The organism is Microbacterium enclense (assembly GCA_038182865.1).
Taxonomy (GTDB): domain Bacteria; phylum Actinomycetota; class Actinomycetes; order Actinomycetales; family Microbacteriaceae; genus Microbacterium; species Microbacterium enclense_B.
Window position 1 is genome coordinate 3,068,140 of record CP116226.1, and the last position, 20,879, is coordinate 3,089,018.

Genomic DNA, 20,879 nt, shown 5'->3' on the forward strand with positions numbered 1-20,879 from the left:
ATCAGCGGCCGAGCTCGCTCGGATGCGTCAGGCGCCACCAGAGGGTCGGCTCCTCGATCGCCCCGGAGATCTCAACGTCCGCCGAAGCGGTGTTGGGCCCCGCCGTCCAGGTGATCGTTCCGACTTTCTCGCCGTTGGCGTAGGTCTCCGGGGTGGTGACGTCGAGTGACGTCGACACGGGCGTGTCCGACCACGTCATCAGAGAGGCGTTCTGACCCACGACCACCTCGGCGGTCGATCCCCACGCCGTCGTGATCTCGCCGATCTCGACACCGACCGTCCCCACCTGGAGGGTGTGGAATCCGTCGCGGATGCTGTCCAGGATCGTGACGACATCCTGGTTGGTGCTTGCCCGGGTCTCACCGCCCAGGCGCACACCGGTGATCTTCAGGGGCGCGCCGATACCGACGTCGAGCACGGAGGTGAAGACCAGGTTGAACGTGCCGTCGCCGAGGTTGCCCGTCTTCAGTCCCGTGACCCCGTCGGTGCCGAGGAGGCTGTTCGTGTTCTCGATGTTCCCGGGGCCCGCGGGCAGGTTGACCCACGGCGTGGCGGCGATCGCGGCGATCGTCGGGTTGGCCGCCGCGATCTTCGCGAGGGCGAGGAGGTCGCTCGGCGTACTCGTGTTGCGGTCGTCGATACCCGTGGCGTCCACGATCCGGGTGGAGTTCAGTCCGTTCGCGCTCAACCACGAGCGCGCGGCGTCGAGGAAGGCGCCCTCCGACCCGTACGCCCAGCGGGCGATCGCCGTCGCGTAGTTGCTCGCCGAGGGGATGAGCATGGTCGCGAGCGAGTCGTGCAACGACAGTGTGAGCCCGTCCGGCATCCGCGCGATCGTCGCGCCGCGGACGTAGTACTGGTCGTACAGGTCGGTGTCGGCGTCGGTGTAGGAGATGGACGGTCCGGGATCGTTCGCGTCGGTCAGCGGGTGCGCGTCGAGGACGACGAGCGCCGTGATGAGCTTCGTGACGCTCGCGATCGGACGCGCGTCGTCTCCGCCCGACGAGACCCAGCCGCCCGCGGCATCCGGACCGAGGTAGGTCTCTCCACCCTCGACACTCACGAGGGCCGACCCGGAGACGGGCAGCTTGATCGCTGCGGTCGCTCCCGCGGCGGCGGTCGGTGCGTTGGACGTGACGGTGGGAGGCCCGACCGGAGCCGTGGAGGCCCACCACACATACCCTCCGCCCCCGCCGAAGACGAGGAGGAGGACGACGAGGAAGACGATGAGGGCGACACGCCCGCCCCTCCCGCGGGGGTAATCGATCGCTCCATCGCCGTCGACGAGGTCGGCGAAGGGGCTGCGGTCCTCGATGTCGCTCACAGGTCGCTGTAGTCGTTGGCAGGGACGAGGACGGATGCCACGGTGTCGCCCTGCATCACGAGCGAGATGAACTCCTCACCCACGCTGCCCGGGTGCTGCAGAGACGAGGTGCCGGCGACCTGGCGAACGTCGAGCCGGAGTTCATCCGCGGAGAAGCCCTCCGTGGCGCCTGCGGCGAGGGCGTCCGCACGGGTGGAACCGACGCCGATCCCGTGCGCGGTGCGCACCGGATGGCCGTTCACCTCAGTGGCGGTGACCGACAGCCACCCCGGGCCGTCCGGCGGTGTGAGCAGGCGGAGACCGGGCCAGTCGTGTGCGACGACCTCCGTGTCCCACCCGGTCGGTGCCAGGACATTCGAGCTCGTCGAGTCGGCGCCCAGGGCGGAGCGCCAGCCGTCGACGGCGGCCGAGGTGTAGGCGAGGGGTTCTTGCGCCGATCCGCCCTCCACGACCGCATGGTCGATGGCGAGGACGATGACGGAGGCAGCCGAGACGACCTCGACCGACGGCAGGGTCTTCGATGTCGCCGTCGGGAGCCCCTGCGCGTCGCGGAAACTGAGAGAACTCGATGCCGCGCTGCACGAGACGAGGGGAAACAGCAGAGCGAGGAGTGCGGCGGTGCCGGCGAGAGCGGTTCGAGAGGGGCGCACGCTCTCGAACCTAGCGGGTGAGGGGTCCGCTCTTCCTCACCCGGTTCGGAATATCAAGCCCCCTCGTGCACGACACCGAGCGACATACCGTGGACGAATCGGGAAAGACCCGAGCATGACGCGGGAGGAGCCGACATGGGACTCGACGACAAGATCAAGAACGCCGCTGAAGACCTCACCGGCAAGGCGAAGGAAGCCTGGGGCAAGGCCACGGACAACGAGCGACTCGAAGCCGAAGGCGAGGCCGAGCAGACCAAGGCCAACGTCAAGAAGGCCGGCGAGAACGTCAAAGACGCCTTCAAGTAAGTCGCCCTCCCTGAATGCCCCGACCTTCACGGTCGGGGCATTCGTCGTTTTCGGCCGGAGGATGAGGGAGGGGCGACCCCGCGCCCGCGATAATGACGGCATGACCGATGCCGTTCCCACCGAGACACCCACGCTCGTCTCCGGTACCCCTGTCGTCCTGCGCGCCCACGGCTACGAGGCCGCGATCGCCAGCGTCGGCGCTTCTCTGCGTTCGTTGACGTTCGAGGGTCGTGATCTCGTCGTGCCCTTCGCCGCGGATGAGATGCGCCCCGCCTACCGGGGCACCACGCTCGCCCCGTGGCCGAATCGTGTCGTCGACGGCATCCACCGTTTCGACGGGCGCGAACACCAGCTCGCCCTCACCGAGCCCGACCGCGGACATGCCCTGCACGGACTGTTGTCGTGGGCGAATTGGAACATCCTCGACGCGACCGACGACGCCGTCACTCTGACCGCGACCGTTCCCGCCCAGGCGGGCTATCCCTGGTGGCTCGTCGTCTCCACGACGTACCGCGTGGATGCCTCCGGTCTGACCCAGACGGTCCGGGCCACCAACCTGTCCGAGACTCCGGCTCCCTGGGGAACCGGACCTCACCCTTATCTCGTCGCGGGGCCGTCGATCCTCGACGAGTGGACACTCACCCTCCCGGCCGACACCGTGCTCGAGGTCACGCCGGACCGGCTGGCTCCCGTGGCGCCGGCATCCGTTTCCGTCGACGCGGAGCGCTTCGACTACCGTGCCCCGCGCGTGCTCGGCGCCGTCGAGATCGATCACGCCTACACCGACCTGATCCGGGATGCCGGCGCTCGCGCGACCGTCGTCGTCACCGATCCGTCGGGAACCGGTGTCGCGATGAGCTGGGACGAGGCCTGCCCCTGGGTGCAGATCCACACCGCCGATCTGCCCGCCGGACCGGGAACACCCGGACACCGGGCCGGGCTCGCGGTCGAGCCGATGACCTGCGCACCCGATGCGTTCAACGACGCCGCCTACGACTACGACACCGGTGTGATCGCCCTGGGACCCGGTGCCTCACACGAGGCCGGTTGGACGATCTCGGCCCGCTGAAACCTCGCACGCGAAGAACCGCCCCGCCGACGTCGCGACGGGGCGGTTCTTCGCGTGGTCAGACGACCTGCGCGCCGCACATCCCGCAGTCGCCGCCCGCCGAGACCTCGACGAAGCAGTCGGGGCACATCGTGCGCATCGGACGGTCGGTGACAGCGACGGCCTTCGGGCTGCTCGGACGCCGCTCTGCCCGAGGGGCGCTGGACCGGGCGCGCTTCAGCTCGACAGGCGCGGGCGGCGGGGGAGCGGCCGCCGGCTTGTGAGCCTCGCAGTAGAAACGGACGAAGCCCCCGTGGTGCTTCGGGTGGCGATGCTTGACCGCCCAGAGCTCGGTGCGCTCGATCAGCGCACCGTCCGTGCCGCACGCCACGCATCGCGTGGGCTCACCCGGAACCACGTCGGCGACGAGGACCGGGACGTCGAAGGCGATGGCATCCCGCCAGTCGGACGAGGAGACGATCTTCATGGGGGACCCTTCCGGAGGCGGTTCGGGCCGCCTGCCTCTTAACGGTACGCCCCGGTGGAGCGTCGCGTGACGGTTTCTCCACCCGGAGGGGGTGGACACCGCCTCGGAGTCGGCCGATAGGTTGGAAGGAATTCCCCCGCGCCGCTTCGGCGGTGCCTGTCGAAGGAGAACCATGGAATTTGCTGCTCTGGGGGCGATCGGCATCGTCGTGGTCATCGCACTCGTCGTCGTCATCGTCGTCTTCCTCATCATCGCGGGCTTGATCCGCGGCTGGTACCGCGTCGCCAAGGCCGATGAAGCCCTGGTGATCGTCGGTAAGCGTCAGAGAAGCGCGGATGGTGAGTCGTCGCGCATCACCGTGATCACCGGTGGCGGAGCCATCGTGAACCCGCTCACGCAGCGCGGCGAGATGATCTCGCTCCGCGCCCGTCAGATCAAGATGGAGCCCACCGCCCAGTCGTCCAACGGCGTCACCGTCAACGTCAGCGGTGTGGCTCTGGTGAAGATCGGCTCCGACCCCGAGCAGGTGCGTCGTGCGGCCGAGCGTTTCGCCTCGCAGGACAAGGCCATCGAACAGTTCACCACGGAGCAGCTCGAGGGTGCGCTGCGCGGTGTCGTCGCGACGCTGACGGTCGAGGAGCTCATGCGCGACCGGCAGCGCCTGTCGGACCAGATCGCCGAGGGGATCAAGGGCGACCTGTCGTCGCAGGGGCTGATCCTCGACTCGTTCCAGATCCAGGGCGTGACCGACAGCAACGGGTACATCTCGGCCCTGGGTGCGACCGAAGTCGAGCGCGTGAAGCGCGAGGCCGAGGTCGCGCGCATCAACGCGGTCCGCGAGATCCGCGCGCGCCAGATCGCCACCGACGAGGCGAACCTCATCGAGCAGACCAAGCTCGACAAGAACAGTGCCGCGGCCAAGGCCGAGGTCGGCCGTGCCAACGCCGAGGCCGAGCAGGCCGAGGCGCTTACGCGCGCCGAGCGTCGACAGGCCGTGCTCCAGCAGGAGGCGCAGAACACGCAGGCGCGCCTGGAGTCTGAGGTCGCCCGCGTCGCCGACGCCGACCTCTACCAGCGTCAGAAGGACGCCGACGCCGAGGCGTACGCGCAGATCAAGGCGGCCGAGGCCCGCGCCCAGATCGCGGAGCAGGAAGCTGCCGCCGTCCGGGTGCGCGCCGAAGCCGACGCGCAGGCGGTGCGCCTGGCCGGTGAGGCGCGAGCCGAGGCGATCCGCGCGGAAGCCGAGGCTCTCTCGCACAACCAGGAGGCGCTGCTCGCACAGCGTGCGCTCGAGTCGCTCGTGCCGATGATGGCGGAGTTCGCCAAGGGGTACGACCGCGTGGGCAACATCACCGTGCTCGGCGGCGAGGGTGCCAGCGGCCACCTCGCGACCGAGTCGGCGACGGGTCTGCGTTCGTCGTTCGAGGCCGTGCGCGCGGCCACCGGCATCGATCTGACGCAGATCATCCAGGGACGCGCCGTCGCGGACGCGTTCGCCACGGCGCAGCGTTCGGGGGAAGGCGCGCCTGCCGCGCCGTCGCCGTCTTCTCCGGCTTCGGTGCCGACCGCGGCGACGCCGCCGACCGCGTCCGAGCCGGGCGCGTAGACAGGTCGGCCCGATGCCCGAGGCACCCGAGGTCGAGGCGCTCACGCTGTTTCTGCGTGAGCGCCTGACGGGTCGTGTCGTGCGCGAGGTCGACCTCGTCGAGGGTCGGTCATGGAAGACCCGCTCCCGGCCACCCGGCGAACTCTTCGGGCGGTCAGTGACCGGCGTGACGCGGCACGGCAAGCACGTCGACCTCGATCTCGATGGCATCCACCTCGGGATCGGGTTCGGTCGGGCCGGGTGGGCTACCTGGACCGAGACGGACCGCGCCGATGCGGCGCCCGTTTCGTCGGCGCCCGAGATCGCGCGGATCGTCTTCGATGACGGCGTTCTGGGCATCACCGATGCAGGCGACTGGCTGTCGGTGCACCTGCACCTCGTCGACGCGCCCGATGACGTGCCGGCCGTTGCCAAGCTGGGGCCGGACGCCGTCGATCCCGGGTACTCGAGGGCGATGCTCGCGGAGGCGCTCCGCGGCCGACGCAAGCAGCTCAAAGCGCTCCTGCAGGAGCAGGAGACACTCGCGGGGATCGGCAACGCCTACTCCGACGAGATCCTCTTCGCAGCTCGGCTGTCGCCCACCGCGCATGCGGCGGCGCTGAGCGAGGACGACATCACCCGGCTCCACCTCGCCCTGCACGACACGCTGACCGCGGCCGTCATCGCGCGGCGCGGAGTCCCGATCTCGGAGCAGAAGGCTGCGAAGGTCGCCGCGATGCGCGTGCACGGGCGCACCGGTCAACCGTGCCCCGACGGCGACGGCACGATCGAAGACATTCCCGGTACCAAAGGCGCTGGTCAGTGGTGCCCGTCCTGTCAGACGCTCCCCCACGGCGGTGTGTGACAGGCACGCCGCCGTGCACACGAACGACGGCCCTCCACCGTCGTGGAGGGCCGTCGCTGGTGAAAGGGGGCTCAGGCGGTCTGGCCCGAGTGCGCGCCTTCGGCGACCTCCTCGACGAGCTTGGCGTTGAACGCCGGCAGGTCGTCGGGGTTGCGGCTCGAGACGAGACCCTGGTCGACGTGCACTTCTTCGTCGACCCAGGTTGCGCCCGCGTTGCGCAGATCGGTCTGCAGCGTCGGATAGCTGGTGAGCGTGCGGCCCTTCAGGACGTCGGCCTCGGTGAGGATCCACCCGCCGTGACAGATGACGGCGACGGGCTTGTGCTGCTGGAAGAAGTCACGGGTGAAGCTGACGGCATCCGTCACGATGCGGATGTCGTCGGCGTTCTGCACGCCCCCGGGGAGCACGAGGGCATCGAAATCGCCCGCGGACGCGGAGGCGACGGCGAGGTCGACCTTCTGTTCGTGGCCCTTCTCTCCGGTGATGCTGCCCTCGCTCGGGGAGACGAGCACGGCCTCCGCGCCCGCTGAGGTCACCGCCTCCCAGGGGCTGGTCAACTCGCTGTCTTCGAAGCCGTCGGTGAGCAGGAATGCGATGCGCTTGCCGCTGAGATCGGTCATGGGTCGACTCTCTTTCTCGATCGGGGTCGTCTCCACGCTAAGAACCGCCGCGGCACCCGAAACGGGGGTTGCGGATGCCGCACTCCGGCGTTATCACGCGCTCCGGTGCCCGCACCGAAACGCGGGCGTAACATGGAGCGCATGTCCAGTGACACCACGTCTGAGACGACCTCGACGTCGAAGCCGCTCCTCACGCTCCTGAACTCCTCCCGCGAGGAGGCGAAGGAGTCCTCGCGCCCCGCGTCTCAGTGCTGCGGCGGCGGGTCCTGCTCGCTCTGAGCCCCGATGAGGACGCGCGTCGTCAGTGCGCGACGGGGGCTACCCTGTCGAGCTGATCAGCCGGCTTGCGGATCAGGAAGGCCCCCACGATCAGGGGGACGGAGAGAATCGCGGCGATCAGGAAAGCGGCGCGCGTGCCCGTGGCATCCGCTTGCAGCCCCCCGCCCGCGGCGGCTGAGGCGGACGACATCACCGTGATGAGCAGGGCGATGCCCGCTGCGCCCGCCACCTGCTGCACCGTGCCGACGATCGCCGAGCCGTACGAGTAGAACCGCGGCTCGAGCGACCCGAGCGACGCCGTGAACAGTGGCGTGAATGAGAGCGCGAGACCGATCATCATCACGGTCTGCACGACGATCAGCAGCACGAAGGACGTTTCGGTGCCCACGGTCGTGTAGAACCAGAGCGTCGCGCTCGTGATCACGGCCCCGGGAACGAGCAGCACCTGCGTGCCGAAACGGTCGTAGATCCGTCCGATCACGGGACCGGCGAGTCCCATCGCCAGCGAGCCCGGCAAGACGGCCAGGCCGGTCTCGAGCGGGCTCTTCTCCAGTACTGTCTGCAGGTACAGCGGCAATAGGGTGATCGCCCCGAAGAAGGCCATCGACATCACACCGAGCTGGGTCACCGACAGCGTGAAGTTCGATGACCGGAAGACGCGCAGGTCGAGCAAGGCCGAATCCGAGCGCTGAAGACGGATCTGACGCCAGATGAAGGCGCCGAGACCGATCACGCCGACCGCGAGGGACGCGACCAGGGTCACGAGCGAGGCCGATTCGGCGGCCGCATCTCCTCCGTGGCCCCCGCCGATCTGGCTCAGGCCGAACACGAGGCCACCGAAGCCGAGTGCCGACAGGGTCACGGATGCCACGTCGATCGGCGCCGTGCGCGTCTCGCCGAGGTTCTGGATCCAGCGCGCGCCGACGAACAGGGCGACGAGGGCGATGGGCAGGACGATGCCGAAGATCCAGTGCCAACCGAGCGACTGCAGCACGAGCCCCGACATCGTCGGTCCGATCGCGGGCGCGAGGGCCATGACGATGCTGACGCGGCCCATCATCCGGCCGCGGTGCTGCGGCGGGACGATCGTCATGATCGTGGTCATGAGCAGCGGCATCATGATCGCGGTGCCCGAAGCCTGAATGACGCGGGCGACGACGAGGAGCTCGAAGCCGGGGGACAGGAAGGCGACGAGCGTTCCCGCCGAGAACAGCGTCATCGCCGCGATGAACACCTGGCGCGTGGTGAAGCGCTGCAGCAGGAAGCCCGTGATCGGGATGACGACCGCCATCGTCAGCATGAACGCCGTGGTCAGCCACTGCGCGGCGACGGCGGTGATGCCGAGGTCGCGGATGAGGAACGGGATCGCCACGTTCATCGTCGTCTCGTTGAGGATGGCGACGAACGCCGCCGTCAACAGCAGCCAGATGACGCGGCTCTGGGAGCTCGTTACGCCCGAGGTGGTGGGCGGAGAGGCGACGGGGGTACCGGTGGCGGCCATGACGAGGTCCTATTCGTGCGGGGGGCTTCGTGGCGCCAGAGCGGCGACTTCCTCGGCGACAACGGGGCGCGCGGCCGAGATATTCCGACATCGACAGATTCTCGGAACGAGGATGACGGGAGCGGACCTCGATTCTAGCCGTCGCCGGTGACGCGCCGCAGGGCGGCGCCGGTGTCGGAAGTCGGACGTAGGCTGGCCCGCATGAACCCGGGTGGAGTGGGCGGAAGCATGTTCCGCGGCGTGGATTCGGCCGAGCAGCGCCGTCGCAACGCCGAGGCCCCGCGCGTCGCGAACCTGTGGAACCGGGTCGTCGAACTGTTCCGCCCGTACCGCGGGAAGATCGCGGTGACCGTGCTGCTCGTCGTCGTCGGCGCCGCAGTGGGCGTCATCCCGCCCCTGCTCGTGCAGCGCATCTTCGACGACGCGCTCTTCCCGGTCGACGGATCCGCTCCCGACCTCTCGCTGCTGGCGGTGCTGGTGAGCCTGATGATCGCGCTCTTCCTCCTGTCGGCGGCACTCAACGTCGGGCAGACCTGGTTCACCGCGACGGTCGGGAACCGCGTGACGGGCGACCTGCGCACGCGCCTGTTCGAGCATCTGCAGGCGATGGAGCTCGGCTTCTTCACGCGGACGAAGACGGGCGTGATCCAGTCGCGACTGCAGAACGACGTCGGCGGGGTGTCGGGGGTGCTCACGAACACCGTCACCAGCATCCTCGGAAACGCCGTCACCGTGATCGCGTCGCTGGTCGCGATGATCCTCATCGACTGGCGGCTCACGCTCATCGCGGTCGCCCTCATGCCGTTCCTCATCTTCGTCCAGCGGCGCGTGGGGCAGGTACGCGCGCGCATCGCGGGGGAGACGCAGGAGTCGCTGTCGGAGCTCTCCGCCATCACGCAGGAGACGTTGAGCGTGTCGGGAATCCTGCTGTCGAAATCGTTCAATCGGCAACGCACCGAGTCGGCTCGCTTCGACGCCGAGAACGACAACCAGGTGCACCTGCAGGTGCGACGCGCGATGAGCGGCCAGGGCTTCTTCGCGGTGGTGCAGGTCATCATGTCGAGTGTGCCCGCGGTCATCTACCTGGTGTCGGGCTACCTCATCGCAGGCGGCACCGGTGCGATCACCGCGGGCACGATCGTGGCGTTCACCACGGTGCAGGCCCGGCTGCTCATGCCGCTCATGGGTCTCATGCGCGTGGCCCTCGACGTGCAGACGTCGTCGGCGCTGTTCGCGCGCATCTTTGAGTACCTCGATCTGCGACCGGCCATCGCGGATGCCCCCGGCGCTCTCCCCGTGTCTGCGGCTCCAGGCCCGCTCGGTCAGATCGAGTTCCGCGACGTCGAGTTCCGCTATCCCGATGCGCCCGCGCACGCCCGGCCCACGCTCGATGGCGTGTCCTTCACCGTCGAACCAGGCCAGCACGTGGCATTCGTCGGCCCGTCGGGTGCGGGGAAGACGACCATCCTCTATCTCACGCCCCGTATGTACGAGGTGAGCGCGGGCGCCGTGCTGTTCTCCGGCGCCGATGTCCGCAGCCTCGACCGGGCGTCGATCATCGACGAGATCGGGATTGTCTCGCAAGAGACCTATCTCTTCCACGCGACCGTACGAGAGAATCTGCGATACGCGCGGCCCGACGCCACCGACGACGAGATCGAGGCCGCGTGTCGCGCCGCCAACATCCACCACGTCATCGCGGGCTTCGAGGACGGTTACGACACTGTCGTGGGCGAGCGCGGCTATCGCCTGTCGGGCGGCGAGAAGCAACGCATCGCCATCGCGCGCGTGCTGTTGAAGGATCCGCCCGTCCTGCTCCTCGACGAGGCGACGAGCGCCCTCGACACCGTGTCGGAGCGGATCGTGCAAGAGGCTCTTGAGACGGCCTCCCACGGACGGACGACACTGTCGATCGCGCACCGGTTGTCGACCGTGATCGGTGCCGATCAGATCCATGTGGTCGATGCGGGCCGCATCGTCGAATCGGGCACCCACGCCGAGCTCCTGGCCGCGGGCGGGCTGTACGCGAGTCTCGCCGCCGAGCAACTCGCGGCCTCCTTCGTCCTCGCCGACGAAGAGCGCGACGCCGCCGGTCTCGCGCGAGCCGCGCTTCCCGCGCGCCGCGCCGATCAAGCGCCTGCGTGATCCGCACTCGCGGTGTCGGTGGCTTCGACGGGCACAGCCACCTCGCACCGGCTCAGCCACCCCGCCGCGGGGTTCGCCGAGTCAGCCGCGGGATCCGCGACGGCGCTCAGCCGGGCAGCGTCTCCAGGAACGCCTCGAGGGCGATGCGGTACGCGGGGTCGGCATGCGTTTCGGCGAGGCGCAACAGCGGGGGAAGGTCGAGCGTGCGGATCAGGGCCCCCCGCTCCGCGACCGCGGCCTCGGCGCCGGCGGCGCGGAGGACGGCGATGCCCTCGCCCAGCGCTTCCAGATAGTCGCGCAGGACGACCAGCTCGCCCAGGCGCTGGGTGATCGATCCGCCGTCGCGCCGCTGACGCCACTCGACGATCACGTCGGGCACCACGTCGAAGGTCGCGGCCAGCGTGTACATGCGTTGCGCGAGTACCTGGTCTTCGTAGTAACGCCCCTCGGGGAAGCGGAGATCGTGCGCCTTCCAGAACGCCGTGCGACTCACCTTCGACCAGGCGACGATGTTCCCGGATGCCGCCGGGTGCGCGGCCAGCGACGTCCGCTCGCGCGCGGGCGCGGTGGCGGCGGTGACCCACGGTTGCACCTCTCCCGCGGTGTAGCCGAGGCCCTCGGCATCCGGCCGTAGGCGCACGTATGCCCCGACGACGACGTCACTGCCGGTGCGGTCGAGCGTGTCGGCGAGAACGGTCAGGGCATCGGGACGCATCCGGTCGTCGGCGTCCAGGAAGGCGGTGTACGGCGTGTCGACGAGGGAGAGGCCGGTGTTCCGAGCGGCCCCGAGCCCGCGTTGCTCGGCATGACGGACGACGCGGAAGCGCGGGTCGGCCGCCGCCGCGTCGGCGAAGAGCCGCCCCGTGTCATCGGTGGACGCATCATCGATCAGGACGGCGGTCCAGTGCGCGTGCGTCTGCGCGCGGAGCGAATCGAGAGCCTCCTCCGCGTACTCGACGACGTCGAAGCCGGGGACGATGACCGTGATGGGGGTGGAGCTCACCCGCGTGATCGTACGGCTGTCACCGCTTCTGCGACGGCGTTCGCAACCGGATCGAGGGATGCCGTGAGCCCGTGCGGCAGGGTGAACCGCACAGCGGTGCGCGCTTCGTCGTGAGCGACACCCAGGGCGAGGAGGACATGCGATGCCTCGTCGCTGCCCGCCGCGCACGCGGACCCGCTGGAGGAGACGATGCCCCGACGTTCGAGCTCGAGCAGCACCGTCTCGCCGTTGGCCCCGGGGAAGACGAAGCTCGCCGTGCCCGGGAGACGCCGGGAGGGGTGCCCCGTGAGCTGCGCACCGGGGACGAGGGCGAGCACTCGCGCGATGAAAGCGTCACGCAGCGCCGACACCCGGTCCGCTTCGTCCGTGCGCTCCGCCTCGGCGAGCTCGAGGGCGCGGGCGATGGCGACCGCACCGGCGACGTCGGGCGTGCCCGAGCGGCGGCCCCGTTCCTGACCGCCGCCATGGAGGAGGGGCTCGAAGGGCAGCCGACCGCGCAGTGCCAGGATGCCGGTGCCTTTCGGGGCACCGATCTTGTGTCCTGCGACGGTGATGGCATCCGCTCCCCGTCCCCCGAGTGGCAGCCAGCCGGCCGCTTGCACGGCGTCGAGGTGCAGCGGGACACCGTGCTCGTGCGCGGTGGCGGCGAGGGCGGCGGCATCCTGAATCGTGCCGATCTCGTTGTTCGCGTATCCGACGCTGATCAGCGCGGTGTCGTCGCGGAGGGCGTCGGCCAAGGTGGCCGGGCTCAGCGTGCCGGTCTCGTCGACGGGTGCCAGAGTGACCTCGACCGCGTGGAATCGCGCGAGATAGTCCATCGACGCAAGCACGGACTCGTGCTCGATCGCCGTGGTGACGACGTGCTTCTTGCCCGAGGCCAGGACGAGGCCTTTGATCGCGGCGTTGTTCGACTCCGTGCCACCGGAGGTGAACATCACGTCGCCCGCGCGCACCCCGAGGACGGCGGCTACTCGCGCTCGCGCGTCGTCGAGAGCGGATGCCGCAGCCTCGCCTACTTCGTGATGGCTCGACGGGTTTCCGAAGTAGCGGGTGAGGTACGGCGCCATCGCCTCGAGCACCTCCGCCCGCACGGGCGTGGTGGCGGCGTTGTCGAGGTAGAGGGTCACGCCGTCTCGATGCGGATGTCCAGCCCCAGGTCCAGCGAGGACGCCGAGTGGGTGAGAGCGCCGACGGAGATGACGTCGACGCCGGTCTCGGCGATCGCCCGGACGGTCTCGAGGGTGACGCCACCCGAGGCTTCGACGGTCGCCGCCCCCGCGATCCGGGCGACCCCGACGCGCAGATCGTCGAGCGAGAAGTTGTCGAGCATGATCGTTCCGACACCCGCCGCGAGGACCGCGTCGATCTGGTCGAGGCGGTCGACCTCCACCTCGACGTGCGTCGTGTGGGGAAGCCGGGCGATCGCACTCTCCAGCGCCTGCGTCACGGACAGTCCGCTCTTCGTCAGCACGGCGAGATGGTTGTCCTTTGCCATCACCGCATCGGAGAGGGAGAAGCGGTGGTTGTGCCCCCCGCCGTCGCGCACGGCCTGCCGCTCGATGGCGCGCAGACCCGGCGTGGTCTTGCGGGTGTCGACGATGCGCGCACCGGTGTGGGCGACCTCGGCGACGTAGCGGTTGGTCAGCGTGGCGATCCCGGACATCCGCTGCACGAAGTTCAGTCCGATGCGCTCAGCGGTCAGGACGGCCCGCGCGGCGCCGGTCACCACGGCCAGTGTGTCGCCCGGGGCGAACCGCTCGCCGTCGCGGACGAGCTGCTCGACCACGATCGACGGATCCGTCAGCGTGAACGCCGCGGCGAACACCGCGGCGCCGCTGAAGACGCCGTCGACGCGGGCGACGAGCTCGGCGTGGGCGGTGGCCTCCGCGGGGATGAGGGTCTCGCTGGTCAGGTCGCCCCACGGGGCGTCCTCTTCGAGGGCGGCGGTGACGACGCGATCGATCGTGGCGCGGGTCAGCATGCCAGGACCTCCTGGGGAGCGGGGACGGATGTCGGCGTGTCAGCGGCGACCACGTCGAATCGGGGCGCGGGGGCCGCGGCATCCGGAGCGTCCGAACGATAGTGCGCACCGATGGAGCCGGTGCGAGCGTGCGCTGCCGCGACGACGTGGCTCGCGACGAGAAGCAGGTTCGCGTCTTCGATCGATCGCGGCGACCGGTCGTCACTCCACGCGGCCAGGACGCCGGCGGCACGTGCCAGTCCGACTCCGTCGCGGACGAGTCCGGCCTCGTTCCACATCAACTGCTGCAGTGCCGCGCGCGAGAAGGGCGGAGCATCGGTCGCTTCCGCGCGGACGGCGCGGGAAACGGACATCGCCGCGGGCCACGCGGCGCCTCGGGCGACGGCGTCTCCGGCACGGGCGCCGAACACGGCTCCTTCGAGCAGGGAATTGGATGCCAGTCGGTTGGCGCCGTGCACTCCCGTACGCGCCGTCTCACCCACCGCGTACAGACCCGGCACCGTGGTTCGCCCGTCGATGTCGGTGACGACTCCGCCCATCAGGTAGTGCGCCGCGGGCGTCACGGGGATCGGTTCACGAGCCCAGTCCAGACCCCGCTCCCGGACCGCGGCGTCGATGGTGGGGAAGCGTTGAGCCAGACGCTCGGCCCCCAATGCGGTGGCATCGAGGCGCACCGGACGACCACCCTGTGCGGCCATCGCGCGAGCGTTCGCGCGGGCGACGACGTCGCGGGGCGCGAGCTCTCCATCGGGGTGCGCATCGAAGGCGAACCGGCGACCGGCGTCATCGACGAGGGTTGCACCCTCGCCCCGCACCGCCTCGGACACGAGGAACGGGGCACCCACCGCGAGCGCCGTGGGGTGGAACTGCACGAACTCGAGGTCGGAGACCGCCGCCCCGGCGCGGATCGCCGCGGCGATGCCGTCGCCGGTCGCGCCAGCGGGATTGGTCGTGTGGGCGTAGAGCTGACCGGCCCCGCCGGTGGCGAGGATCACCGCGTCCGCCGAGAGGCGCTCGCCCCCCGCGAGCTCCACGCCCACGACGCGCCCCTCCCGCAGAACGAGATCGCGCAGCAGGGCGTGTTCGCGGATGAGCAGCCCCGCGGTGCGAGCGGCGGCGCCGAGCGCCGCCTGGATCTCCGAGCCGGTCGCATCGCCTCCCGCGTGCAGGACGCGTGGGACGGCGTGGGCGGCCTCGAGCCCGCGGGCGAAGTCACCGTCCGCGGCGCGGTCGAAGCCGACACCCCGCTCCACGAGCTCGGCCACGCGAATCGGTCCCTCGCCGACGAGGATCTCGACGGCGGCGGGGTCGTTGAGTCCCGCGCCGGCCGTGAGGGTGTCGGCCGCGTGGGAAGCGACGGTGTCGGCGGGGTGCGTGACCGCGGCGACACCGCCCTGCGCCCACCGCGTGTTCGTGTCGGCCAGCGCGCCCTTGGTCACGATCGTGACGCGGCATCCGTTCTCGGCCGCGTGCAGCGCCGCCGTGAGACCGGCGATGCCGCTGCCCACCACGACGACGTCGGTCATTTCACGGCACCGCTCGGCTTGGCCGCGAGCATCCGCTCGAGGGCGACGGTGGCGGGATCGGCGACGTCGGCGGGGACGGTGATGCGGTTGACGACCTCGCCCGCGACGAGCGATTCGAGCACCCACGCGAGGTAGCCGGGGTGAATGCGGTACATCGTGGAGCACGGGCAGACGACGGGGTCGAGGCAGAAGATCTCGTGCTGCGGATACTGCGCGGCGAGACGCTGCACGAGGTTGATCTCGGTGCCGATCGCGAACGTGGTGGGCTCGGTCGCGGCGGCGATGGCTTTGCGGATGATGTCGGTGGAACCCGCTTCGTCCGCGGCATCCACGACGTCCATGGGGCACTCCGGGTGCACGATCACCCGCACGCCGGGGTGCTCTGCGCGGGCCCTGTCGATCTGGTCGACGGTGAAGCGGCGATGCACCGAGCAGAAGCCGTGCCAGAGGATGACGCGGCTGTCGGCGATCTGGGCGTCGGTCGAACCGCCGAGTGGCTTGCGGGGATTCCACATCGGCATCTGCTCGAGCGGCACGCCCATCGCCTTGGCGGTGTTGCGGCCGAGGTGCTGGTCGGGGAAGAAGAGCACCCGGCGGCCGCGTGCGAACGCCCACTCGAGCACCGTGCGGGCATTCGACGACGTGCAGACGATCCCCCCGTGACGGCCGACGAATCCTTTGATGGCGGCGCTGGAGTTCATGTACGTGACGGGGATGACGGGCAGGAGGCCCTCGGCATCCGGGGTCTCGAGGTCGCCGAGCACGTCTTCGAGCTGCTCCCAGCACTCCTCGACCTGGTCGATGTCGGCCATGTCTGCCATCGAGCAGCCGGCGGCGAGGTTGGGGAGGATGACGGCCTGCTCCGGGCGGGAGAGGAGGTCGGCGGTCTCGGCCATGAAGTGCACTCCGCAGAACACGATGGCCTCGGCCTCGGGCCGGTCTTTCGCGGCGTTCGCGAGCTGGAAGGAGTCGCCCACGTAGTCGGCGTGGCGCACGACCTCTTCGCGCTGGTAGAAGTGGCCGAGCACGACCACGCGGTCGCCGAGCGTGGCCTTCGCGGCGCGGATGCGCTCGTCGAGCTCGTCGTCGGAGGCGTCACGATACTGCTGGGGCAGCTCGCCCTGTCTCGGAGCTCCGGTGGGGATGACGTCGCCCATCGAGGATCCCGGGCCGTAGCCGGGACGAGTGTCGAAGTCCCAGGGGCCGACGGCGAGGTCGGTCGTGCAGGTGGCGTCGGTGGAGGCGCCGGCGACGATCGCCTGGATCGCGTGGTCGACGCTCGGGTCGATCGCGGGGCGGGGCTGCAGGGTGATGAGGGTGGCGGCCATGAGCGTTCCGATCAGTGACGGGACGGGAGCGGGCCGCGGTCGGCGAGCTCCACATCGCGGTTGTAGCGGTACAGACGTGCGGGTCGGTGGCTTCCGGTGCGGAAGCGTTCGGTCGGGATCAGCGTGTTCGAGGTGTCGACCTGCCGACGGAAGTTCGCGGGGTCCAGGCGCTTGCCGAGGATCGTCTCGTTCACCTCGCGCAGGTCGGCGAGCGTGAACTCGTCGGGGAGGAGACCGTGCGCGATCCGGCTGTAGCCGACCTTGTTGCGCAGGCGCCAGAGCGTGTACTCCACGATGTCGGTGTGGTCGAACGCGAGCGGCGGGAGGTCGGTCGCGTCGAACCATTCGACGTTCTCGGGGGCGTCACCCTCGCGCGCGTGGGCGGCGACCTGGGCGTCGACTTCGTCGGAGCGCAGCAACGCCCAGTACACGATCGACACCACGCGGGTAGGAGAGCGGTCGACGGCCCCGAAGGCGTAGAGCTGCTCCAGATAGCTCGGTGTGAGTCCCGTCGTCTCGGCGAGAGTGCGGGATGCCGCAGCGTCGAGGCCCTCCGAGGGATCCAGCCAGCCGCCGGGCAGAGCCCACCTCCCGTCGAAAGGATCGCGGGTGCGGCGGACGAGAGGGAGGGACAGCACCGGTTCGTCCTGCACGTCTCGGCGCACGCTGAAGATGACGGTCGACACCGCGACGCGCACATCGGCGTCTCGGCTCTCGGGCTGCGGGGTTCGTGTCATGGTGACCATATCTCCGTGGCTCAGCTTAGTGTCACCGTGACCCGAAGCGCAAAACGTCAGGAGGGGGTTCTCTCAGGAGTGGCGACGTACCCTGATTCCGGACCTCGGAGGTGCGGGTGGCTGTTGTCGACATCGTGCTGATCGTCGTGCTGGCGATCGCTCTTCTCGTGGGGCTGTCGCGCGGTTTCCTCGCGACGATCGGCTTCTTCGCGGGCCTCGCGCTCGGCGCGATCGCCGCCTTCTGGGTGACCCCTTTCGTCGGCCAGTGGGTCACCGAACCTGCCTGGCGCGGACCCGCCATGGTCGGTGCCGGCGTCCTGCTGCTGTTGCTGGGCGCCGGTATCGGCAGCGCGATCGGGCAGCTGTTCCGCCGCGGTGCCGATCGCATCAAGCTCCGGATCCCGGAGCGCCTGCTGGGCGGTGTCGTCAATGTCGTGGCCGCCGCCCTCGCCATCTCTTTCGTCGCGGGTTCACTGATCCCCGCCGGGATGCCGGTGGTCTCGGCCGCGCTCGGATCGTCCGCTGTGGTGCGCACGATCGACGACGTGACCCCCGACCCCCTGCGAGCCGCGATCGCGGAACTGCGGGGCACGGTCCTCGCCGACGGCATCCCGCGGCTCGGGCAACTGATTCAGATCGGCCCGGTCCCGACCGCCCCCGACATCGCCCTCGACGATCCCGCGCTGACCGAGGCCGCGCAGTCGGTCGCCCGGATCTCGGGCACGGCATACGCCTGCGGCGTCACCTCGAGCGGATCGGGGTTCGTCGTCGCAGAGGATCGCATCGTGACGAACGCGCACGTGGTGGCGGGAGTCGACGCACCGCTCGTCGAGCTGCCCGGTCAGCCGGCGCGAGAGGGCCGCGTGGTCTACTTCGACCCCACCGACGATCTCGCCGTCGTCGCGGTGGATGGCCTGGATGCCAGAGCCCTGCCCGTGGTCTCCACCCTGCCTGTCGGCGCGGCTGCGGTCGTGCAGGGATACCCCTACGGTGGTCCATTCACGTCCGGCAGCGCCCAGGTGTTGTCCGTCGGCAGCGTACCGGTGCCGGACATCTCGGGCGGTCAGTCCACGCCTCGGGAGATCTACGCCCTCGGCGCGATCGTGCGGCCCGGTAACTCCGGTGGACCGTTGCTGACGCCTTCGGGTGAAGTCGCGGGTGTCGTCTTCGCCCGCTCCGACACCGACGACAACGTCGGCTACGCCATGACCCCGTCCGAGCTCGAGCCCGTGCTGGCGGAGATGGGCTCGTTGTCGGCGCCCGTGGCATCCGGAGCCTGCACCCCGCGCTGAGCCCGCCGCACTCTTCTTCACCAGCCCGCTCCGTGTGGAGGGCTTCCGAGGGGGCGTGCGCGATCCGACTACCGTCGCGCGGATGACCGACCGATACTCCGTCGACATCACGGGCTTTCTCGGCCTTGCCGACACCACGGCACGCTGTCTCGACGACCTGACCAACGCCGTGAGCGCTCTCGTGCAGGCACTCTGGGCGATTCGGGACGCCGTTGCTCCCGTGCCGGAGTTGTCGGGCGCGTTCAGCGGTGCGATGGACCCGTGGGAGGCGAAAGCCTGCGGACTCGTCGAGTACGGCGGCGCAGTTTTGACCGGAGCCCAGCAGGCCGTCGCGGAGTACTGTCGCGCCGATGTGGTGATGGCCGTCGCCACCGCGCAGCTCGAGACGCGCCAGGGGACAGGTCGATGGCGGATCGCATGAGCCGCGAGGTCTTCGCCGTCCCCGAACTCCCCATCGACGCGGTGGAACTCGCACGCGTCTCGGACGACCTGCGTACGAAAGCCTCCGACCTCCCGACCGCGGGGAGCGCCGTGGCGGGCGGGTGGACGGATCTGAGCGAAGTGTACGAGGCGCCCGAAGTCGAAGAACTGCGGACCAAAATGAGCGCGGTCGCCCCGATCGCCGCCGATGTGGCCGAGGCGGTGCGGAGGGCGGCGAGCATCATCGACGGGCTCGCGGAGAATCTCATGTGGCTGGCGATGCGTCGACGAGGCTTGCTGGAGGATGTCGAGGGCTTCACCAACTCACCTCGCGGGTCGGGGGACCGGGAGCGCTCCGACGAGCTCACGTCGCAGATCCGCAAGCTCGGCGCGGATATCGACGAGCTCGTCGACCGGGCGCGCGTGGATCTCGCGGGTCTCGGCCTGCCTCCGACGTGGGAGGTCACGATTCCGGATGCCACTGCGCCACCGGTCGGCCCGAGAGTCACGTGGGCGACGCGCGCGCAAACGGCATCCGACGATCTGGTCATGGCGCCTCTTCTGGCGCTCGCCCGCGGCGGCACGTCCCGCGTGGCCCGACTGCTCGCTGCGCGCCCCGAGTGGGCGGACCTCCTGCGCGAACGACCCCCGGCGCCAGGCGCCGTCCGGGCCTGGTGGGACACGCTGCCGCCGGGTGCGGTGGCCGCCCTCATCGATGGGGCGCCGACAGTCATCGGTTCGCTGGGCGGTGTGCCGCCTCTCGCGCGGGTCGCCGCGAACCGGGGGAACGCCCGGGAGCGTCTTCGTGAGGTGGAGGCGGAGATACCGGGGTGGGAACTCGCCTCGACGGAGGGAGCGAGCGCCGACCTGCAAGCGGAACGGCGAGCCGCCCTCGCTGCGCTGGGTGCAGAGCGGGACTACTTCCGCGCGGTCGAGGCGGGAAAAGTGCAGTTGTACCTCTACGAGCCGGAGGCCAATCGCATCATCGAGATGCTCGGCACGCCGGGGCCGGTGACGTCTCGGATCCTGACGTACGTGCCCGGAACGTTCACACGAGTGGACAGCTTCTACCGGGGCGAGGTGCAGGGTGTCTCAAAGTGGATGTCGGACCAGGACAGAGCGATGGTCGCATTCGTCTGGAAAGGCACCGACTTTCCCGGCGACGACGAGTATGCGGGACAGACCGGAATGGGGATAGGCCTGCTCGAAGCCAACGACCCCGACCGGGCTGCTCCCGCGGGCGAGGCGCTCGCGCGTTTCCAGAGGGAGGTGGCGAGCGACCCGGCCCTCGCGCACGGTCGTCAGCTCGCGGCGGGACACAGCTGGGGACTCGTCCCCCTCACGGCCTCCGAGATGCAGGGATCGCACTACGACCAGGTCCATTCGCTGTCCGGCGCCTGGGTTCCCGACGGGTGGACGCCGAACTCACGGACGAGCTATTCCCACTGGAGCTACACGGATGCGCTCTCGATGGCTCAAGACGCTCTGCTGGTCAGCGCGGGGCGAGCGCCTGACACGGTCACGGCTTTCGACAGCCACATCTACGAAAGGACGACGGATGCCGATGTCCCGCTCGGCGGGGACCTCGCGCCGTTCCTCGACCCCGACGGCCCCTCGCAGCGTGTTTCTCTGTCGCCGCTGGGCAATCACAATCTGATCGCGGAGGTCAGCGATGAGAACAGGATCGCGTTGAACGATCTCAAAGAAAGGCTGTTCGAGTGACACGACGGGTTCTTCGAGGACTTGCCGTCTTCGCCCTGATCGGTCTCGCGCTCACGGGGT

The 20,879-nt window shown here is 69.8% G+C and carries 20 protein-coding genes; 9 read left to right on the plus strand and 11 right to left on the minus strand.

Annotation, left to right across the window (positions count from 1 at the left end; all coding sequences use genetic code 11):
- Position 1: 1 nt before the first annotated feature.
- The gene (locus tag PIR02_14430) at positions 2 to 1,324 is read right to left on the minus strand and encodes a D-alanyl-D-alanine carboxypeptidase (GenBank protein ID WZH35950.1); all 1,323 of its coding nucleotides are present in this window, start codon (positions 1,322 to 1,324) and stop codon (positions 2 to 4) included.
- Positions 1,321 to 1,974 carry a hypothetical protein gene (locus tag PIR02_14435; protein ID WZH35951.1) on the minus strand — a complete coding sequence of 218 codons (654 nt, stop codon included), beginning with the start codon at positions 1,972 to 1,974 and terminating at the stop codon, positions 1,321 to 1,323. The genes PIR02_14430 and PIR02_14435 overlap by 4 nt, the downstream gene beginning before the upstream one ends.
- 135 nt (positions 1,975 to 2,109) lie before the next feature.
- On the opposite strand from PIR02_14435, the gene PIR02_14440 reads away from it, so the two are divergent.
- Positions 2,110 to 2,280, plus strand: coding sequence for a CsbD family protein (locus PIR02_14440; protein WZH35952.1), 171 nt, complete (start codon positions 2,110 to 2,112; stop codon positions 2,278 to 2,280).
- 100 nt (positions 2,281 to 2,380) lie between these two features.
- Positions 2,381 to 3,349: an aldose 1-epimerase family protein gene (locus PIR02_14445; GenBank protein ID WZH35953.1), complete on the plus strand. Its 969-nt coding sequence runs from the start codon at positions 2,381 to 2,383 to the stop codon at positions 3,347 to 3,349.
- Positions 3,350 to 3,407: 58 nt separating this feature from the next.
- Here the strand turns inward: PIR02_14445 and PIR02_14450 are convergent, their stop codons facing one another.
- Positions 3,408 to 3,815, minus strand: coding sequence for a glucose-6-phosphate dehydrogenase (locus PIR02_14450; GenBank protein ID WZH35954.1), 408 nt, complete (start codon positions 3,813 to 3,815; stop codon positions 3,408 to 3,410).
- Positions 3,816 to 3,987: 172 nt separating this feature from the next.
- On the opposite strand from PIR02_14450, the gene PIR02_14455 reads away from it, so the two are divergent.
- Both PIR02_14455 and PIR02_14460 read left to right on the plus strand, forming a co-directional pair.
- Complete coding sequence (locus PIR02_14455; GenBank protein WZH35955.1) at positions 3,988 to 5,421, plus strand: SPFH domain-containing protein; 1,434 nt, start codon at positions 3,988 to 3,990, stop codon at positions 5,419 to 5,421.
- A gap of 13 nt (positions 5,422 to 5,434) precedes the next feature.
- The gene (locus PIR02_14460) at positions 5,435 to 6,265 is read left to right on the plus strand and encodes an Fpg/Nei family DNA glycosylase (GenBank protein ID WZH35956.1); all 831 of its coding nucleotides are present in this window, start codon (positions 5,435 to 5,437) and stop codon (positions 6,263 to 6,265) included.
- 71 nt (positions 6,266 to 6,336) lie between these two features.
- Here PIR02_14460 and PIR02_14465 read toward each other — a convergent pair whose 3' ends face one another.
- Positions 6,337 to 6,885 carry a type 1 glutamine amidotransferase gene (locus PIR02_14465; GenBank protein WZH35957.1) on the minus strand — a complete coding sequence of 183 codons (549 nt, stop codon included), beginning with the start codon at positions 6,883 to 6,885 and terminating at the stop codon, positions 6,337 to 6,339.
- Between the two features lie 141 nt (positions 6,886 to 7,026).
- Between PIR02_14465 and PIR02_14470 the strand changes: the two genes are divergently transcribed.
- Positions 7,027 to 7,164, plus strand: a complete 138-nt coding sequence (locus PIR02_14470; protein ID WZH35958.1) for a hypothetical protein — start codon at positions 7,027 to 7,029, stop codon at positions 7,162 to 7,164.
- A gap of 22 nt (positions 7,165 to 7,186) precedes the next feature.
- Here the strand turns inward: PIR02_14470 and PIR02_14475 are convergent, their stop codons facing one another.
- A complete protein-coding gene (locus PIR02_14475; GenBank protein WZH35959.1) occupies positions 7,187 to 8,665 on the minus strand; it encodes an MDR family MFS transporter in 1,479 nt (492 codons plus the stop codon).
- 201 nt (positions 8,666 to 8,866) lie between these two features.
- On the opposite strand from PIR02_14475, the gene PIR02_14480 reads away from it, so the two are divergent.
- Entirely contained in the window at positions 8,867 to 10,810 is a 1,944-nt protein-coding gene (locus PIR02_14480; protein ID WZH35960.1) for an ABC transporter ATP-binding protein, read from the plus strand.
- Between the two features lie 106 nt (positions 10,811 to 10,916).
- Here PIR02_14480 and PIR02_14485 read toward each other — a convergent pair whose 3' ends face one another.
- The 6 genes from PIR02_14485 to PIR02_14510 are packed head-to-tail and all read right to left on the minus strand — an operon-like array spanning position 10,917 to position 17,394.
- Positions 10,917 to 11,813 carry a glycosyltransferase family 2 protein gene (locus PIR02_14485; protein ID WZH35961.1) on the minus strand — a complete coding sequence of 299 codons (897 nt, stop codon included), beginning with the start codon at positions 11,811 to 11,813 and terminating at the stop codon, positions 10,917 to 10,919.
- Positions 11,810 to 12,940, minus strand: coding sequence for a cysteine desulfurase family protein (locus PIR02_14490; protein ID WZH35962.1), 1,131 nt, complete (start codon positions 12,938 to 12,940; stop codon positions 11,810 to 11,812). The genes PIR02_14485 and PIR02_14490 overlap by 4 nt, the downstream gene beginning before the upstream one ends.
- Positions 12,937 to 13,794, minus strand: a complete 858-nt coding sequence (gene nadC / locus PIR02_14495) for a carboxylating nicotinate-nucleotide diphosphorylase (GenBank protein ID WZH35963.1) — start codon at positions 13,792 to 13,794, stop codon at positions 12,937 to 12,939. The genes PIR02_14490 and nadC overlap by 4 nt, the downstream gene beginning before the upstream one ends.
- A complete protein-coding gene (nadB, locus tag PIR02_14500) occupies positions 13,788 to 15,320 on the minus strand; it encodes an L-aspartate oxidase (GenBank protein ID WZH35964.1) in 1,533 nt (510 codons plus the stop codon). Before nadB ends, nadC begins: the two co-directional genes overlap by 7 nt.
- The gene (nadA, locus tag PIR02_14505) at positions 15,317 to 16,648 is read right to left on the minus strand and encodes a quinolinate synthase NadA (protein WZH35965.1); all 1,332 of its coding nucleotides are present in this window, start codon (positions 16,646 to 16,648) and stop codon (positions 15,317 to 15,319) included. Before nadA ends, nadB begins: the two co-directional genes overlap by 4 nt.
- Positions 16,649 to 16,659: 11 nt before the next feature.
- The gene (locus PIR02_14510) at positions 16,660 to 17,394 is read right to left on the minus strand and encodes an NUDIX domain-containing protein (protein WZH35966.1); all 735 of its coding nucleotides are present in this window, start codon (positions 17,392 to 17,394) and stop codon (positions 16,660 to 16,662) included.
- Positions 17,395 to 17,501: 107 nt separating this feature from the next.
- Here PIR02_14510 and PIR02_14515 point away from each other — a divergent pair, with 107 nt between their 5' ends.
- The 3 genes from PIR02_14515 (at position 17,502) to PIR02_14525 (ending at position 20,819) form a co-directional block, all read left to right on the plus strand.
- Complete coding sequence (locus PIR02_14515) at positions 17,502 to 18,677, plus strand: MarP family serine protease (GenBank protein WZH35967.1); 1,176 nt, start codon at positions 17,502 to 17,504, stop codon at positions 18,675 to 18,677.
- Positions 18,678 to 18,759: 82 nt separating this feature from the next.
- Complete coding sequence (locus tag PIR02_14520; protein ID WZH35968.1) at positions 18,760 to 19,098, plus strand: hypothetical protein; 339 nt, start codon at positions 18,760 to 18,762, stop codon at positions 19,096 to 19,098.
- A complete protein-coding gene (locus PIR02_14525) occupies positions 19,095 to 20,819 on the plus strand; it encodes a hypothetical protein (GenBank protein WZH35969.1) in 1,725 nt (574 codons plus the stop codon). The genes PIR02_14520 and PIR02_14525 overlap by 4 nt, the downstream gene beginning before the upstream one ends.
- Positions 20,820 to 20,879: the final 60 nt, after the last annotated feature.

Excerpts from the sequence above, each read along its gene's own strand:
- PIR02_14440 (WZH35952.1), top strand. The coding sequence starts at position 2,110 with ATGGGACTCGACGACAAGATCAAGAACGCCGCTGAAGACCTCACCGGC.
- PIR02_14445 (WZH35953.1), top strand. The coding sequence starts at position 2,381 with ATGACCGATGCCGTTCCCACCGAGACACCCACGCTCGTCTCCGGTACC.
- PIR02_14450 (WZH35954.1), bottom strand. The coding sequence starts at position 3,815 with ATGAAGATCGTCTCCTCGTCCGACTGGCGGGATGCCATCGCCTTCGAC.
- PIR02_14455 (WZH35955.1), top strand. The coding sequence starts at position 3,988 with ATGGAATTTGCTGCTCTGGGGGCGATCGGCATCGTCGTGGTCATCGCA.
- PIR02_14460 (WZH35956.1), top strand. The coding sequence starts at position 5,435 with ATGCCCGAGGCACCCGAGGTCGAGGCGCTCACGCTGTTTCTGCGTGAG.
- PIR02_14465 (WZH35957.1), bottom strand. The coding sequence starts at position 6,885 with ATGACCGATCTCAGCGGCAAGCGCATCGCATTCCTGCTCACCGACGGC.
- PIR02_14470 (WZH35958.1), top strand. The coding sequence starts at position 7,027 with ATGTCCAGTGACACCACGTCTGAGACGACCTCGACGTCGAAGCCGCTC.
- PIR02_14475 (WZH35959.1), bottom strand. The coding sequence starts at position 8,665 with ATGGCCGCCACCGGTACCCCCGTCGCCTCTCCGCCCACCACCTCGGGC.
- PIR02_14480 (WZH35960.1), top strand. The coding sequence starts at position 8,867 with ATGAACCCGGGTGGAGTGGGCGGAAGCATGTTCCGCGGCGTGGATTCG.
- nadC (WZH35963.1), bottom strand. The coding sequence starts at position 13,794 with ATGCTGACCCGCGCCACGATCGATCGCGTCGTCACCGCCGCCCTCGAA.
- nadB (WZH35964.1), bottom strand. The coding sequence starts at position 15,320 with ATGACCGACGTCGTCGTGGTGGGCAGCGGCATCGCCGGTCTCACGGCG.
- nadA (WZH35965.1), bottom strand. The coding sequence starts at position 16,648 with ATGGCCGCCACCCTCATCACCCTGCAGCCCCGCCCCGCGATCGACCCG.
- PIR02_14510 (WZH35966.1), bottom strand. The coding sequence starts at position 17,394 with ATGGTCACCATGACACGAACCCCGCAGCCCGAGAGCCGAGACGCCGAT.
- PIR02_14520 (WZH35968.1), top strand. The coding sequence starts at position 18,760 with ATGACCGACCGATACTCCGTCGACATCACGGGCTTTCTCGGCCTTGCC.
- PIR02_14525 (WZH35969.1), top strand. The coding sequence starts at position 19,095 with ATGAGCCGCGAGGTCTTCGCCGTCCCCGAACTCCCCATCGACGCGGTG.